This window comes from Acidovorax sp. (assembly GCF_034519795.1).
GTDB lineage: Bacteria > Pseudomonadota > Gammaproteobacteria > Burkholderiales > Burkholderiaceae_C > Acidovorax.
On sequence record NZ_JAXHOB010000004.1, the window covers coordinates 23288 to 39073 of the forward strand.

Sequence of the window (15786 nt, forward strand, 5' to 3'; positions counted from 1 at the left end):
CTCAGGCCCCTTTCACGATGCGCCCCTGGCGCACGATGGTGCGCGCGGGCTTGTGGCCGAACCAGTAGGCCAGCTCCGCCGCATCGGCCAGCGGCCAGAGCACGAAATTGGCCGGGCGGCCCGATGCGATGAGGCCGTGCGTGTCCTGCAGGCCCAGCGCGCGCGCGGCGTGTGTGGTGATGCCGGCCAGTGCCTCGGGCACCGTCAGGCGGAACAGCGTGCAGGCCATGTTGGCCATGAGCAGCAGGCTCAGCGCGGGCGAGGTGCCGGGGTTGTGGTCGGTGGACACGGCCATGGGCACGCCGGCCTCGCGCAGCGCGTCGATGGGCGGCAGGTGCGTGTCGCGCAGCGTGTAGTAGGCGCCGGGCAGCAGCACGGCCACGGTACCAGCCTGCTTCATCGCATCGATTCCCGCTTGCGAGAGATGCTCGATGTGGTCGCACGAGAGCGCACCGTAGCGCGCGGCCAGCGCGGCCCCACCCATGTCCGAGAGCTGCTCGGCATGCAGCTTGACGGGAATGCCCAGTTGTTTCGCAGCGGCAAACACCTGCTCGGTCTCGGCCAGCGTGAAGGCGATGCGCTCGCAGAACACGTCCACCGCATCCACCAGGCCCTCGGCGGCCAGCGCGGGCAGCATCTCCTTGCAGACCAGGTCGGTGTAGTCCTGGCTGCGGCCCGCGTATTCGGGCGGCAGCGCATGCGCGCCCAGGAAGGTGGTGCGCACCGTCACGCCCAGCGCCTCGCCCAGGCGGCGCGCCACGCGCAGCTGCTTGCGCTCGTGCTCCAGCGCCAGGCCGTAGCCGGACTTGATCTCGATGGCGCAGACGCCCTCGTCCAACAGCGCCTGCAGGCGCGGCAGGGCCAGGGCGAAAAGTTCCTCCTCGCTGGCCTCGCGCGTGGCGCGCACCGACGAGACGATGCCACCACCGGCCCGGGCCACCTCTTCGTAGGTGGCGCCCGCCAGGCGCATCGCGAATTCGTTGGCACGCTGGCCGCCATAGACCAGGTGGGTATGGCAGTCCACCAGGCCGGGTGTGGCCAGGGCGCCCCGCGCGTCGAAGCGCGGCAGGGCATTCCAGGCCGCGGGCCAGGCATCCTCAGGCCCCACCCATTGCACGCTGCCGCCCTGCACCACCACGCAGGTGGTGGCACCCTGGGGCACAGGCATATCGGGTACGCACAGGTCGGGGGCCGGGCGCATGCCGATCCAGATGCCATCGGCCGAAGGATGGCTTTGAGGGGTGGGGATGGTGGTGGGTGTCATGGGCAAAAGTCAGTCGGAGGGTTCCATGTCCAGGTCGATCCAGGCCAAGGCTGGATCGGCGTCCAAAGGCTCCAGCGCATTCTCTGCGCTGCCATCGCTCCACCACAGCCCCTGGCCGGGTTCCAGCACTTGTGTTCCGCAGCGCCAGCGCCCACGCAGCACCATGCACAGGCCGGCGCGTGCGCGCCCGGCCACGCGCGCATGGCCGGTCACTTGCAGGCCGCCATGCCAGCAGCCCCGGCGCACCATGAGGTTGAAGTCGGTGGATGGGCCGCCCAGCATGTCGCAATCCACGGCGACATCGCCCTTGAAGGCCAGCGGCTGCCAGGGCTGGTCGAGGTCGTGGTCCAGTTGGCCATCGTTGGAGCGCAAGTGCACCCCGTCGCCGTCGAGCAGCATGATCTGCCGGTCCACGCCCGGGAAGGCCGAGAACGGGCCCGCCTGGGCAATCGTGGCCACGCTCACGCGCCACTCGAAGCCATCCATGCCCGCGCCCTGCGGCCAGCAGGCCAGCTCGCGGGTGCTGCCGCCACCGTTCTTCCAGGGCACGCTGGGGGTGGAGGCCAGGTCGAAGAACTGGACCATGTTCAGGCCTCCTGCCCGGGGACGGGGAACAGCAAGGCCATGGGGAGTGAAACGGTCATCGGAAAAATCACTTGTCGTCGTTGTCGGTCAATGCAGAACCAGTTGGCGCGAGATGCGCGCCGCAGCCACCACGGCCATGCGGATCAGGGCTTCTTCCTGCCCGCTGGCACGCACGATGGGTGCCATCAGCGTGATGGCCCCCACGGACTGGCGCGAGGCACCGAACAGCGGCACGCTGCAGCCCCAGACGCCGGGGTCGACCTCGCCGGCGGTCATGGCAAATCCCGCCTTGCGGATCGCATCGCACTCGCGCTGCGCGGCGTCGCGCTCGGGCGTACCGGCGCCCCACAGGCCATCGAGCACGGCAGAGCGCACGCCCTCGGGCAGGTGGGCCAGCACGCACTTGGCCGAGGCGCCTGCGCGCAGGGGCACGCTGCGCCCCTTCTCGAACGAGCAGCGCAGCGAATGCTGGCTCTCCACCATGTCCAGGCAAATGGCCTGGTCGTTCACGGCGACGATCAGGCCCACGCTTTCCTGCGATTGCTGGGCCAGCTCCACCATGTCGGGCCGTGCCTGGCGCACCAGGTGCGAGGCCAGATCGAACCCCAGCGCCAGTTGCAGGCTCAGCGGTCCGGGCGCGTAGAAGCCATCGCTTTCGAGCACGAAGCCCCAGCGCTTGAGCCGCGCGAGCTGGCGGTACAGCGTGCTGCGCGCCAGGCCCGTGCGCTCCATGAGCTCGGCCGCAGGCATGGACTTGCCCTGCTGGGCCAGCACGGCCAGTACCTGCAGCACCCGGTCGGCCGTCGGCACGGCCGCGAGACTCGATGGCGCACTCGTGGGCATGTTGTCGCTCTGCGGGGGATCAGCGCACCATGGGCAGCTTCAGGCCCTGCTTCTTGGCCGTAGCCACGGCCAGGTCGTAGCCGGCATCGGCGTGGCGCATCACGCCGCTGCCGCTGTCGTTGACCAGCACGCGCGCCAGGCGCTCGGCCGCGGCATCGGTACCGTCGGCCACGATCACCATGCCCGAATGCTGCGAGTAGCCCATGCCCACGCCACCGCCATGGTGCAGGCTGACCCAGGTGGCGCCGCCCGCGGTGTTGAGCAGCGCGTTGAGCAGCGGCCAGTCGCTCACGGCGTCGGTTCCGTCCTTCATGCTTTCGGTCTCGCGGTTGGGACTGGCCACCGAGCCGGTATCGAGGTGGTCGCGGCCGATCACGATCGGTGCCTTGAGCTCGCCGTTCTTCACCATCTCGTTAAAGGCCAGACCGGCGATGTGGCGCTCGCCCAGGCCCAGCCAGCAGATGCGCGCCGGCAGGCCCTGGAAGCTGATGCGCTCGCGCGCCATGTCCAGCCAGCGGTGGGTGTGCGTGTTGTTCGGGAACAGCTCCTTGATCTTGGCGTCGGTCTTGTAGATGTCCTCGGGGTCACCCGAGAGTGCGACCCAGCGGAACGGGCCCTTGCCCTCGCAGAACAGGGGGCGGATGTAGGCCGGCACGAAGCCCGGGAAGTCGAAGGCGTTCTTCACGCCCTCGTCGAACGCCACCTGGCGGATGTTGTTGCCGTAGTCCACCGTGGGCACGCCCATGGACTGGAAGTCGAGCATGGCCTGCACGTGCACGGCGCAGCTTTTGGCGGCAGCGGCCGTGAGGGCTGCGTGGCGCGCGGGGTCCTTCATGGCGGCCTGCCACTCGGGCACGGTCCAGCCGCTGGGCAGGTAGCCGTTGATCAGGTCGTGGGCGGAGGTCTGGTCGGTTACCAGGTCGGGCTTGATGCCGCCGGCCTGGGCGCGGCGTACCAGCTCGGGCAGCACGTCGGCGGCATTGCCCAGCAAGGCGATGGAGACGGCTTCCTTGCGCTCGGTGTGGTGCTGGATGAGCGCGATCGCGTCGTCGATGTCCTTGGCCTGCTTGTCCACGTAACGCGTGCGCAGGCGAAAGTCGATGCTGCTTTGTTGGCACTCGATGTTGAGCGACACGGCACCGGCCAGCGTGGCGGCCAGCGGCTGTGCGCCACCCATGCCGCCCAGGCCGGCCGTGAGGATCCACTTGCCCGCCAGGCTGTTGCCGTAGTGCTGGCGGCCGGCCTCGACGAAGGTCTCGAACGTGCCCTGCACGATGCCCTGGCTGCCGATGTAGATCCAGCTGCCGGCCGTCATCTGGCCGTACATGAACAGGCCCTTCTGGTCGAGCTCGTTGAAGTGCTCCCAGTTGGCCCACTTGGGCACCAGGTTGGAGTTGGCCAGCAGCACGCGCGGTGCATTGGCATGCGTCTTGAACACGCCCACGGGCTTGCCCGACTGCACGAGCAGGGTTTCGTCGTCGTTCAGGTCCTTGAGCGAGGCCAGGATCTGGTCGAAGCACTCCCAGTTGCGCGCGGCGCGGCCGATGCCGCCGTAGACCACCAGGTCCTGCGGGCGTTCGGCCACCTCGGGGTCCAGGTTGTTCTGGATCATGCGGTAGGCGGCTTCGGTGAGCCAGCTCTTGCAGGTGAGCTCGGTGCCGCGCGGCGCGCGGATCACGCGCGTGGGATCGTGGCGGGGGTCGGCGGAGGTGGCGGACAGGATGGCGTCGTTGGCGTTCATGGTGATCTCCTGGTCAACGTGGGTGCGAAGAAAACGGGTGAATGGACAAGCTCAGGCGTGGCTGGGCAGGCACTGGGTCAGCGGTGCGGGCCAGGCCGATTCGAGCGCCCACAGGCGCATGGCCTCGATGTCGGGCGCCATGTAGCGGTCCTGCTCCAGGAAGGCCACACGCTGGCGGATGGCGGCGAGTTGTGCCTCGATGAGCGCGGAACTCTTGAGCCAGGGGGCTACCGCAGCGCCCGGTGCCGGCACGCGCTCGAAGTCGATACCCTGCGCGGCAGCCATGGCCTCGATGCCGACGATGACGGCGGTGTTGCGCACCATGTCACCCAGGCGGCGCGCACCGTAGGTGGCCATGGAGACATGGTCTTCCTGGTTGGCCGAGGTGGGCAGGCTGGTCACGCTGCTCGGGTGGGCCAGGCACTGGTTCTCGGCCGCAAGCGCGGCGGCCGTGACCTGGGCGATCATGAAGCCCGAGTTCACGCCGCTGTCGCGGATCAAGAAGGCCGGCAGGCCGGACAGGCCGGTGTCCAGCAGCAGCGCCATGCGGCGCTCGGAGATGGCACCGATCTCGGAGACGGCCAGCGCGATGATGTCGGCCGCGAAGGCCACGGGTTCGGCATGGAAGTTGCCGCCCGAGATCACCTCGCCCGTGTCGGTGAAGACCAGCGGGTTGTCGGAGGCGGCATTGGCCTCGATGCGCAGCACGCGCGCGGCGTGGGTGAGGTTATCGAGGCAGGCGCCCATGACCTGGGGCACGCAGCGGATGGAGTACGGGTCCTGCACCCGGCCGCAGTTCGGGTGCGAGGGATCGATCTCGCTGCCCTCGAGCAGCCCGCGCACGGCGGCCGCCACGGCGATCTGCCCGGCCTGGCCGCGCGCCTCGTGGATGCGCGCATCGAAGGGCTTGACCGAGCCCTTGATGGCCTCGAGCGACAGCGCGCCCGACACCAGGCCTGCAGCCAGCACGCTCTCGGCCCCGAACAGGCCGGCCAGCGCCAGCGCCGTGGACACCTGCGTGCCGTTGAGCAGAGCCAGACCTTCCTTGGGACCGAGCACGAAGGGGGCCAGGCCCACGGCGGCCATGGCCTCGCGGCCACCGACCACCTTGCCGTCGACCTTGGCCTGGCCTTCGCCGATGAGCACACAGGCCATGTGGGCCAGCGGCGCCAGGTCGCCCGAGGCGCCGACCGAGCCCTTGGCCGGGATCACCGGCAACACATCGGCATTGGCCAGCGCCAGCAGCGCATCGACCAGCGCCGGGCGCACGCCCGAATGGCCGCGCGCCAGGCTCACGGCCTTGGTGGCCAGCACCATGCGCACCACCGGGTCGGGCAGCGATTCGCCCGTGCCCACGCTGTGCGACAGCACCAGGTTGCGCTGCAGCTCGGCCAGGCGGTCATGGGCGATCTTGGTGCTGGCGAGCTTGCCGAAGCCGGTGTTGATGCCGTAGACCACCTGGTCTTCGTCCACGATGCGCTGCACCGTGGCTTCGGAGGCCTGCATGCCGGCCAAGGCCGCGGGGTCCAGGGACAGGCGCACGCCACCGGCGCTCACGCGGCGCAGTTCGGCCAGGCTCACCTGCCCGGGGCGCAGCACCAGGGTGCTTGGGGATACAGAGGTTGCAGTGGTCATGGGTTAGTCCTGTATATACAAGTTGGCACAAGCGAAAAATGGAGGTTCGCAGCAGGCAAACCCCAGGAAATCTATTCAAAAACCGGGTTGCCGTCCGCCCGGAAGCGGCTCCCCAGCCGGTAGCGCGATGACGGGTGCAGGCAGCGCACCATGGTCACGGGCACACCCCGGCTCCAGGTGCGCCGCGTGAGCAGCAGGCAGGGCTGGGCCGGGTCCATCTCCAGCAGCAGGGCCTGGTCGGCCGTGGGCAGCACGGCATCGACCACATGCTCGACCTGGTCGAAGGGCACGTTGCGCACCAGGAATTCGGAGGGCTGCAGCAGCGTGAAATCCTGCTGCGCGAACTGCGGCACGACGCGCGGGTTCACGTAGCGGTCTTCGAGCTGCACGGGCAGGCCGTCCTCCAGGTGCACACAGACGGCGTGGAACACCGATTCGCCGGTGCGCATGTCGAGCGCTGCCGCCACTTCCATGGTGGCCGAGACGCGCTCCACCGTCAGCACCTTGCAGCGGTAGTCATGCCCGCGCTGGCGGATCTCGCTGGCCAGGTTGGCGATCTGCAGCAAGGTGGACTGGGGCTTGTCCTCGGCCACGAAGCTGCCCACGCCCGCCACGCGCACGATGCGGCCCTGCTCGGCCAGCTCGCGCAAGGCGCGGTTCACCGTCATGCGCGACATGCCGAACTGGGTCACCAGGTCGTTCTCGGACGGCAGGCGGTCGCCGGCCTTCCAGGAGCCGTCCTGGATCTTGCGCGCGATGTGGTCCTTGATCTGCTGGTACAGGGCCAGCGCGGACGCCTCGGGCTGCACCGCGGGTTGCGCTGCAGACCGTGGCAGTGCCTTGGGGCGCGGGGCGCGGGCGGCGGAGGCGGCTGGCATGGCGAAGGGTCGGCCCGGGTGGCTCAATGGGCGTCCGCCGCCATGGACTCGGCGCGGATCTCTTCGGTCAGGCGAGCCTTGAGGTCCATGAACTCGGGCGAGGTCTTGATCGTGTAATGGCGCGGGTGCGGCAGGTCCACGGCCAGCTCGGTCTTGATGCGGCCGGGCCGGGCGCTGAACACCGCCACGCGGTTGGCCATGAAGATGGCTTCGTCGATGTCGTGGGTCACGAACATCACGGTCTTGCGCTCGGCCTCCCAGATGCCCAAGAGCAGTTCCTGCATGAGCACGCGGGTCTGGTTGTCCAGGGCGCCGAAGGGCTCGTCCATGAGCAAAATCTTGGGGTCGTTGGCCAGCGCGCGTGCAATGGCCGTGCGCTGCTGCATGCCGCCCGAGAGCTGCTTGGGGAAATGCTGCTCGAAGCCGCGCAGCCCCACCTTGGCGATGAAGTAGGCGGCGCGCTCCTTCTGCTGCGCCTCGGGCATGCCGCGTTCGCGCAGGCCGAAGCGGATGTTCTGCTCGATGGTGAGCCAGGGGAACAGCGTGTAGCTCTGGAACACCATGCCGCGGTCGGCGCCCGGACCTTCGACGGGGCGGCCACCGAGCAGCACGCGGCCCGAGGTGGGATGGTCCAGGCCGGCCACGATGCGCAGCATGGTCGACTTGCCACAGCCCGAAGGGCCGAGAATGGTCACGAAGTCGTTCTCCTGCACGTCGAAATCGACAGGCAGCAGGGCCTGGGTGGACTGCCCCTTGGGGCTGACGAAGGTGCGCGAGACACCTTGGATGGACAGCAGCGGGCTCATCGCAGGGCGCTCCAGGCAAACAGACGGCGGTTGACGAATTTGAAGAAGGTATCCGACACCAGCCCGATGAGGCCGATGACGATGATGCCGAAGATGATCTGGCCGGTGTTGAGCAGCGCCTGGCTGTCGGTGATCATGTGGCCGATGCCCGAGGACGATCCGATCAGCTCGGCCACGATCACATAGGTCCAGGCCCAGCCCAGCACCAGGCGCAGGGTTTCTGCGATGTCGGGCGCGGCACCCGGGATCAGCACGCGGCGCACGATGCCCGTGGGGCTGGAGCCCAGCGTGTAGGCCGCCTCCACCAGGTCCTTGCGGGCATTGCCGACGATCACGGCCACCATCAGGATGATCTGGAACACCGAGCCGATGAAGATCACCAGCAGCTTCTGCATTTCGCCCAGGCCTGCCCACAGGATCAAGAGGGGAATGAAGGCCGAGGCCGGCAGGTAGCGGCAGAACGATACGAAGGGCTCCAGGAAGGCCTCGACCCCCTTGTGCGCACCCATCGCGATGCCCAGCGGCACGGCGACGATGGCTGCGAGGATGAAGCCGCCCAGCACCCGCCACACCGTCATGCCGATGTCGTGCAGGAAGCCGAACTCGGTGAACAGCAGCCAGCCCTCCTTGGCCATGGTGACGGGGCTGGCCAGGAACGTGGGCGACACGAAGCCCCCCAGCGTGAACACGGACCAGGCGGCGAAGAACAGAATGAAAAACGCCACTCCCAGGACCAGCCGCGTGCGGGTGCTCACAGGTTCTAGCGGGGCCAGGGCCCGGCGGCGAGGCCGCTCCGGCTCCAGCGAAGGTGCAACACCCATCACGCGACTCATGGTTCGATCCTTTGGTGGTTGCTTACTTGATGAAGCTGTCGTCGAACATCGCAGGGAAGTTCTCGGGCGCCTTGCGGATCACGCCGGCTTCGAGCAGGATGGCGCCGGCGTCCTTCATGAAGGAGGTCAGCTCACCCGCGAAGAACTTCTGGTTCGCCGCCTTGTCCTGCCAGCGCAGGAAGGCCGAGGACTTGGCGAAGGCCTCGCCCGTCTGCTTGACGGCCGCGCCCATGATCTCGTTGGACTTGGTCGGGTCGGCCTTGATCATCTCCAGGGCGTCGAAGTACGAATTGGCCAGCGCCTGCGCGGCCTTGGGGTTGGCCTTGAGCCACACGGGGTCGCAACCCACGGTGTCCATCACCATCGGGTATTCGATGGTCGTGGCCAGGATCTTGCCGGCGGCCGGGTTGGCACGCACGGTGGACAGGTAGGGCTCGTAGGTCATGGCGGCGTCGTTCTGGCCCGACACGAAGGCCTGGGCGGCAGGCTGGGGCTCCAGCGAGACGATCTTCACGTCCTTGAGGCTCATGCCGTTCTTGGACAGCATCCAGGCCAGGCCGAAGTACGGTGCCGTGCCCGGCGCGCTCACGCCGATGGTCTTGCCCTTGAGGTCGGCAAAGCTTTTGACATCGTTGCGCACGGCCAGGCCGTCGGCGCCGTAGGACTTGTCGAGCTGGAAGATCTGCACGATGGGCACGCCGTTGGTGTTCCAGGCGACATGGGTCTCCACCGTGGTGGCCGCGCACTGGATGGCCTTGGAGGCCAGGGCCAGGTGGCGGTCCTTCTGGGGAATCATCTTCAGCTCCACGTCCAGGCCGTTCTTCTTGAAGATGCCGGCCTTGTCCGCCAGGGTCAACGGGGCGAAGCCCGTCCAGCCGGACATGCCCAGGACTATCTTGGTTTCCTGGGCCTGGGCCGGTGCGGCCAGCCCCACCACACACGCAACCGCCGCTGCCAGCGACGCCATCTTCACAACCGTTCGGCTCATCATCAGCTCCTGTAGGGGAAAAAAGTACTTGTATGCATCCGGAGGGAAGCAGGCCTTGCTTCCTGGCACCGATGATGGAGGTTCTATCGTACCTGTCTATACAGGGTAAACGCTAGGAAACCGGACCCTCGGCCCCAAGAAACCGCCCCGCTTCCCGTCTCTTGGGAACGCCCTTCGGGACATCCCATGGTCGGGCCCGCTCGGGGCGCTGGCCGGTGCTTCACCGGCACAGCGATTTAGCAAATTGCGGGCCAGTGCCAGGCGCGCGGAATGCACCAAAAATGTGCAGCCACCCGAAGTCAGCCCAGCAGCGTGCGCGCAATGATGTTGCGCTGCACTTCGGAGGAGCCCTCGTAGATGCGCAGGATGCGCGCATCGCGCACATAGCGCTCCAGCGGCATCTCGCGCGTGTAGCCATAGCCGCCATGGATCTGCAGTGCCGCATCGGCCACGAAACCCACCATCTCCGAGGCATGCAGCTTGGCCATGGCCGACTGCAGCGTGAAGGGCTGGCCGGCCTGGCGCAGCGCCAGTGCCTGCAGGGTCAACGCCCAGGAGGCCTCCAGGCGCAGCTTCATGTCGGCCAGCATCCACTGCAGGCCCTGCTTGCCGGCAAGGGGTTCGCCGCCCACCAGGCGGTCTTTCATCCAGCGCGTGGCGTCGGCCAACGCCGCCTCGGCAATGCCCAGGGCCGTGGCCGCCACGTCCAGGCGGCTGTTGTCCAGCACCTTCATCGCCGTCTTGAAGCCCGAGCCCTCGGCGCCCAGGCGGTGGCCGGCCGGCACGTGCACGCCCTCGAACGCGACCTCGAAGGCATGGGCGCCCTGGATGCCCATGAGCTTCTCGGGCGAAGAGACTGTAATGCCAGGGGTATTGGTTTGCACCACGAAGGCGCTGACACCGCGCGCCCCGGCATCGGGGTCGGTCTTGGCGAAGACCACGAGGAACTGTGCCTCGCGGGCGTTGGAGATGAAGTGCTTGACGCCGTCGATGCGGTAGTGGTCGCCCTCGCGCACAGCCCGGGCGCGCAGGTCGGCGGGGTGCGAGCCGCCGCGCGGCTCGGTGAGCGCAAAGCCGGCCAGCCACTCGCCGCTGGCTGCGCGCGGCAGAAAGCGCTGGTGCTGCTCGGCGCTGCCGCCGATGAGCACCGCATCGGTGCCCAGGTAGTGCGCGCCGATCATCGACGAAGTGGCCGCGCAGGCACGCGCGATCTCCACCAGCGAGAGCAGCATGGCCGTGGGCGTGACGCCCGCACCGCCCAGGTGCTCGGGCAGGTTCATGCCCATCACGCCCAGGGCGGCCAGTTGGGGCACATGGCAGGTGACGGACAAGGCCCGCTCGTCGATCTCGCGGGCGCGGGGCGCCAGCACATCGGTGGCAAAACGGGCCACGGCGTCGGCAACGCCCTGGTCATCGGGGGTCACGCCCAGGCGGTTCATCGGGTTCATAAAAAGCTCCTTGCAGTGTCAATGGGAGGTGGTGGCAGCCTGCCCCGGGCCGAACAGCCCGGCCTCGCGCAGCGCCGCGAGCCGCTCGCTACCGCAGTGCAGCAGTGCGGCCATGAGCGCATCGGTGTGCTCGCCCAGCGCGGGCGCCGGTTCGGCGCGATTGGGCGCGGCGCCGCCGAACTTGACCGGCTGCGTGGGCACGCGCAGGCCCGGCAGGCGCGGGTCGTGCACCTCGCGCAGCAGGCCGCGCGCCCTGCCCTGTTCGGATTCGAGCGCCTGGGCCGTGGTCCACAGCGGGCCGCCGGGCACGCCGGCCGCCTCCAGCGCGGCCACCACCTCGGACACCGGCCGTTGCGCGGCCCAGGCTTCGATGGCCGCAGCGAGCACGGGTTCGTTGGCATGGCGCAGTTCGTCGCTGGCAAAGCGGGCATCCATGGCAAAGCCGGGTTCGCCGATGAGCTGCGCGAGCGATGCGAACAGCTTGTGATTGAGCACGGCCAGTGCGAAATGCCCGTCCTGCGCGCGGTACACCCCGAACGGTGCCGAGAACGCATGCCGGTTGCCGCTGCGCTGCGGGCTCTGGCCGGTGAAGAGATACCGCCCTACCCCCGTCACCAGGAAACTCAATGTGGCATCGAACATGGCCACGTCCACATGCTGGCCCTCGCCCGTGCGCCGCTGCTGCAGCAGCGCGGCCAGCGTGGCCCAGGAGGCGAACAGGCCGGCGATCACGTCGGACACGGCCTCGCCGACCATGGTGGGCGCGCCTTCGGGGTCGCCCGTGGATTCCATCAGGCCGCTCATGGCCTGCACGATGATGTCGTAGGCCGGCAGGTGCGCCAGCGGCCCGGTCTGGCCGAAGCCCGAAACACTCACGTAGACCAGCTTCGGATTCACGCCGCGCAAGGCCACAGGGCCGACGCCCAGGCGCTCGGCCACGCCGGGGCGGAAGTTCTCGACCACCACGTCGGCCGTGGCGGCCAGGGCGGCGACGGTTTGCGCCGCATCGGGGTGCTTGAGGTCGAGCACCAGGCTCTTCTTGTTGCGGTTGAGTGCCGTGAACAGGCTGCTCATGCCTTCGCGCATGGGGCCGATGTGGCGGTAGTCATCGCCCGTGGGCGGCTCGACCTTGATGACCTCGGCCCCCAGGTCGGCCAGCAAGGCCGTGGACAGCGGGCCCGCCAGCACGCGGCTGAAGTCGAGGATGCGCACGCCATCGAGCGGGCGGGTGGTTGGGGTCATGGCGGAAATCTCCAGGCAATGGAAAGGAAGTGCCATGTTTGCCCATTCCTGCATCAAAATAAAATATTCAATCTTGATGCAATGGATCAACTATCTTGATCAATCTCAGCCTGCGACAGCTCGAATACTTTGTGGCCGCAGCCCAGCATGGCGGCGCGGCGCGTGCCGCGCACGCGCTGAGCGTCTCGCAGCCCTCCATCTCCAAGGCCATCGCCGACCTGGAGGCGCTGTGGAGCGAAGTGCTGTTCGTGCGCCGCCATGCGCGCGGCCTGGAGCTCACGGCGGCCGGCCGGCTGCGCCAGCGCGAGGCGCAGGTGCTGCTGGACAAGGCGCGCGCGCTCGAAGGGCCGCGGCGCGAAGAAGAGGCGGGCCTGCTGCGCGTGGGTTGCCTGTCCACGCTGGCGCCGCGCTACCTGCCCGAGATCCTGGTGCGCATGCGCGAGCGGCACCCGCAGGTGGAGATCGAGGTGCATGAGGCGGACACCGAGACCCTGGTGCAGATGCTGGAACGCGGCGCGCTCGACACCGCCCTGCTCTACGACCTGGGCCTGGCGCGCGCCGTGCGGCTGGAGGCGGTCACCTCCTTCGTGCCCTATGCGCTGCTGCCGGCCGGCCATGCGCTGGCGGCGCGCAGCAGCCTTGCGCTGTCCACGCTGGCGCAGGAGCCCTTCATCCTGATCAACTTGCCGCACAGCCGCGAGTACTTTCTCTCGCTGTTCCGCCAGGCAGGCGTCACGCCGCGCATCGCGCACCAGACGCCCTCCATCGAGATGCTGCGCTCACTGGTGGCCAACGGCCTGGGCGTTTCGCTGCTCACCACGCGGCCGGTGCGCGACTGGAGCTACGACGGCAAGCGCCTGGCCTGCAGGCGCCTGCGCGGGCCGCTCGCGGCGCAGTCCGTGGTGCTGGCCACCCCGGGGCAGCAGGGCCCCGAGAACCCGCGCTCGGCACTGTTCGCACGCATTGCCAAGGCGGCTTTCGCGCAGCAACGCGACGAGATGACCGCGCCGGGAGCGGCTTCGCGTTAGCTCAGCCCTTGGTGGGCGCCACCTGCGCCGGTTCGGCCGGCAGCGTGATGCGCACCGACAGACCCGGCGAGGCATTGCGCAGCTCGAACTGCCCGCCATGCGCCTGTGCCACCAGCCGGCACAGGTACAGCCCCAGGCCCACGCCACCCGTGGCGCGCTGGCGCGCGACGTCGGGCCGGTAGAAAGCCTGGGCCATGCGCGCCAGGTGTTCGGGTGGCACGCCGGGGCCATGGTCGCGCACCTCCAGCTCGACACCCAGGGGGGTGCTGCGCAGGTGCAGCTCGGGCGGCGATGCCGTGGGCTCGCAGTGGCGCAGGCTGTTGTCCAGCAGGTTGCGCAGCACCAGGCGCAGGCGCCCGCGGTCGAGCGCCAGCACGGGCAAGGCCGGGTCGGCGATGACCACGATGTCGTCGGCGCAATCGTGCCGCACCTCCAGCTCGGCGATCACCTCGCGCGCCAGCTCGGGCAGGTTGGTCGGCTCGCGGTGCAGCGCGGCATGCCGGCCGGCCAGGCGCTCGCTCTCCAGCAGGTCGGAGATCAGGTGCGCCATCTCGCCCAGGTCGCGCATCAGCGCCTCGCGCTGCGGCCCCACGTCGGGGCCCTCGGGCAGCAGCTCGGTGTTCAGCCGTGCGCGCGTGAGCGGGCTGCGCAGCTCGTGGCTCATGGCCAGCAGCAGGGCGCGCTTGGCCTCCAGCATCTGGTGGATGTCCTCGCCCATGGTGTTGATGGTGGCCGCCAGTTGGCCCAGTTCGTCGGGCCGGTGGGCGTGGCGCACGGGAATAGGCTCGCCGAAGTCGCCTTCGCCAAAGCGCCGCGCGCCGCGGCGGATGTCGTCGAGCGGGCGCAGCAGGTGGCGCACGTAGACATACGACAGGCCGGTGAGCAGCAGCAGCACCGACAGCGTGACCCAGGCCACGCGCGGCTTTTGCTCCCAGGTCATGGCGTTCAGGCCGAATTCGATGAAATGCCCATCTGCCGTCGTGCGCTGCAGCAGGCGGTGGCCCTCGTCGCCGTCGTCCAGCCAACGCTCCTTGGGGTTGCGCGGGCCGCGGTCGCGCATCCAGTCCGGGCGCTGGATGTCGGGGTGCGATACCCAGTTGACCACCGGCCCTTCGATGCGCAGGTGGATCGGCAGGCGCTGCACGATGGCCTGCGCCCGCTCCACGCTGGGCGGGGTGCCGATCTCGCCGGTGAGGCGGTCCACGTAGTCCATGAGCAGCGGCCGCGCGGCCTCGCGCCAGCCGACCGACAAGGCCTTTTGCACCCCCCCCACGAAGGTGATGGTGGTCATGCAGGCCAGCACCAAAAACAGCAGCACCAGGCGGATGCGCAGCGAATGCCCGACAGCATCGCGCGCACGCCGGTGCCAGGGGCAGGGCTGGCCATCTTCGCCATGGCGATGGCTGTGGCGCCACCAGCCGCGCCGCGCCGCTGGCGGTCCATCCCCTGGCAGCTCTGCCGTTGCCTGCCGGCCCCAGCGCCTCATGGCGGTGCCTTTCGCAGGGCCAGCGAATAGCCGGCATTGCGCAACGTCTTGATGCAGTCCAGCGGCTCGAGCTTCTTGCGCAGGCGGCTGACCACGATGTCCACCGCCCGGGTGTAGAGCTCGGCCTCGTGCCCGCGCAGCTGGTTCAGGATGTCGTCGCGGCTGAACACGCGGCCCGGTTCGCGCGCCAGCAGATGCAAAAGGTCGAACTCGGTACCGGTCAGCTCCACCGCCACGCCCTGGCGCAGCACGCTGCGGCGGGCGGCATCGATGTGCAGGCCTTCGAATTCCAGCGGCCCATGCCCCTGCCCGTTGCCCGGCCCGTCGCTGCGCCGGCGGCGCAGCACCGTCTGCAAGCGCGCGACCAATTCGCGCGGTTCAAACGGCTTGGGCAGGTAATCGTCGGCACCCAGCTCCAGCCCCACCACCCGGTCCATCACGTCGCCGCGCGCGGTGAGCATGACGATGGGCAGATCCCCCTGCTTGCGGATGGTGCGGCACAGCTCGAAGCCATCCATCTCGGGCAGCATCACGTCGAGGATGGCGGCATCAAAGCCGCCCGCCGCGAGCTGCGCCAGCCCCTCGCTGGGCCTGAGCGCATGCGTGAGCTCCAGCTCGAAGCGCTGGAAATAGGTCGCCAGCGGGGGGCCGAGCTGTGCGTCGTCATCAATGAGCAGGATCCGGTGCATGGCCGATTCTAAGAAGGTCAGCTGTCCAGCGCGCCACCCAGCGCGCGGTGGCGCACGATGAGCTGGCGCAGGCGGTGCTTGGCACCGGTGTGCAGGGCGTCGAAGCGGTCGGCCGCGTCCAGCAGGGCGGGCAGCGTGAGGGCCGCATGCTCGGGCTGCCGCGCCAGCAGGCCCATGGCGTGCTCGCGGTCGAAGCGGGGGCCCCAGACCAGCGACATCAGCTCGTCATGGGGGTCCGGCAGGCCCGCCAGCAGGCGGGGGCCGTGCATGCGCACACGCTGGGTGAGCGTGTGGATGGGTTCCAGCGTGGGTGACATGCG

General features: G+C 69.0%; 15 protein-coding genes. 1 reads left to right on the top strand and 14 read right to left on the bottom strand.

Going from position 1 to position 15786, the window contains the following annotated elements:
- Position 1: 1 nt before the first annotated feature.
- The 11 genes from hutI to U5N23_RS03945 form a co-directional block, all read right to left on the bottom strand.
- Positions 2–1264, bottom strand: a complete 1263-nt coding sequence (gene hutI / locus U5N23_RS03895) for an imidazolonepropionase (protein WP_322591528.1) — start codon at positions 1262–1264, stop codon at positions 2–4.
- Positions 1265–1273: 9 nt separating this feature from the next.
- Positions 1274–1849: a HutD family protein gene (locus tag U5N23_RS03900; protein WP_322591529.1), complete on the bottom strand. Its 576-nt coding sequence runs from the start codon at positions 1847–1849 to the stop codon at positions 1274–1276.
- A gap of 87 nt (positions 1850–1936) precedes the next feature.
- The gene (locus tag U5N23_RS03905; RefSeq protein ID WP_322591530.1) at positions 1937–2692 is read right to left on the bottom strand and encodes an IclR family transcriptional regulator; all 756 of its coding nucleotides are present in this window, start codon (positions 2690–2692) and stop codon (positions 1937–1939) included.
- A 19-nt stretch (positions 2693–2711) separates the two neighbouring features.
- A complete protein-coding gene (hutU, locus tag U5N23_RS03910; protein ID WP_322591531.1) occupies positions 2712–4433 on the bottom strand; it encodes a urocanate hydratase in 1722 nt (573 codons plus the stop codon).
- A 51-nt stretch (positions 4434–4484) separates the two neighbouring features.
- On the bottom strand, positions 4485–6068 hold the full coding sequence (hutH, locus tag U5N23_RS03915; RefSeq protein ID WP_322591532.1) for a histidine ammonia-lyase: 1584 nt from the start codon (positions 6066–6068) through the stop codon (positions 4485–4487).
- 71 nt (positions 6069–6139) lie between these two features.
- Positions 6140–6946 carry a histidine utilization repressor gene (gene hutC, locus U5N23_RS03920; RefSeq protein ID WP_322591533.1) on the bottom strand — a complete coding sequence of 269 codons (807 nt, stop codon included), beginning with the start codon at positions 6944–6946 and terminating at the stop codon, positions 6140–6142.
- A gap of 23 nt (positions 6947–6969) precedes the next feature.
- A complete protein-coding gene (locus tag U5N23_RS03925; RefSeq protein ID WP_322591534.1) occupies positions 6970–7752 on the bottom strand; it encodes an ABC transporter ATP-binding protein in 783 nt (260 codons plus the stop codon).
- On the bottom strand, positions 7749–8585 hold the full coding sequence (locus U5N23_RS03930; RefSeq protein ID WP_322591535.1) for an ABC transporter permease: 837 nt from the start codon (positions 8583–8585) through the stop codon (positions 7749–7751). Before U5N23_RS03930 ends, U5N23_RS03925 begins: the two co-directional genes overlap by 4 nt.
- Before the next feature lie 22 nt (positions 8586–8607).
- Positions 8608–9573: an ABC transporter substrate-binding protein gene (locus U5N23_RS03935; RefSeq protein ID WP_179681045.1), complete on the bottom strand. Its 966-nt coding sequence runs from the start codon at positions 9571–9573 to the stop codon at positions 8608–8610.
- A gap of 299 nt (positions 9574–9872) precedes the next feature.
- Positions 9873–11021 (bottom strand): acyl-CoA dehydrogenase family protein, encoded by a 1149-nt coding sequence (locus tag U5N23_RS03940; protein ID WP_322591536.1) that lies wholly within the window; start codon positions 11019–11021, stop codon positions 9873–9875.
- Positions 11022–11039: 18 nt separating this feature from the next.
- A complete protein-coding gene (locus U5N23_RS03945) occupies positions 11040–12263 on the bottom strand; it encodes a CoA transferase (RefSeq protein WP_322591537.1) in 1224 nt (407 codons plus the stop codon).
- A 95-nt stretch (positions 12264–12358) separates the two neighbouring features.
- On the opposite strand from U5N23_RS03945, the gene U5N23_RS03950 reads away from it, so the two are divergent.
- Complete coding sequence (locus U5N23_RS03950; protein WP_322591538.1) at positions 12359–13291, top strand: LysR substrate-binding domain-containing protein; 933 nt, start codon at positions 12359–12361, stop codon at positions 13289–13291.
- 1 nt (position 13292) lies between these two features.
- Here the strand turns inward: U5N23_RS03950 and U5N23_RS03955 are convergent, their stop codons facing one another.
- Genes U5N23_RS03955 through U5N23_RS03965 form a run of 3 tightly spaced genes read right to left on the bottom strand, consistent with a single transcriptional unit; the run spans position 13293 to position 15783 of the window.
- The gene (locus U5N23_RS03955; protein WP_322591539.1) at positions 13293–14777 is read right to left on the bottom strand and encodes a HAMP domain-containing sensor histidine kinase; all 1485 of its coding nucleotides are present in this window, start codon (positions 14775–14777) and stop codon (positions 13293–13295) included.
- Positions 14774–15466, bottom strand: a complete 693-nt coding sequence (locus tag U5N23_RS03960) for a response regulator transcription factor (protein ID WP_322591540.1) — start codon at positions 15464–15466, stop codon at positions 14774–14776. The genes U5N23_RS03955 and U5N23_RS03960 overlap by 4 nt, the downstream gene beginning before the upstream one ends.
- A gap of 17 nt (positions 15467–15483) precedes the next feature.
- Entirely contained in the window at positions 15484–15783 is a 300-nt protein-coding gene (locus U5N23_RS03965; protein ID WP_322591541.1) for a hypothetical protein, read from the bottom strand.
- Positions 15784–15786: the final 3 nt, after the last annotated feature.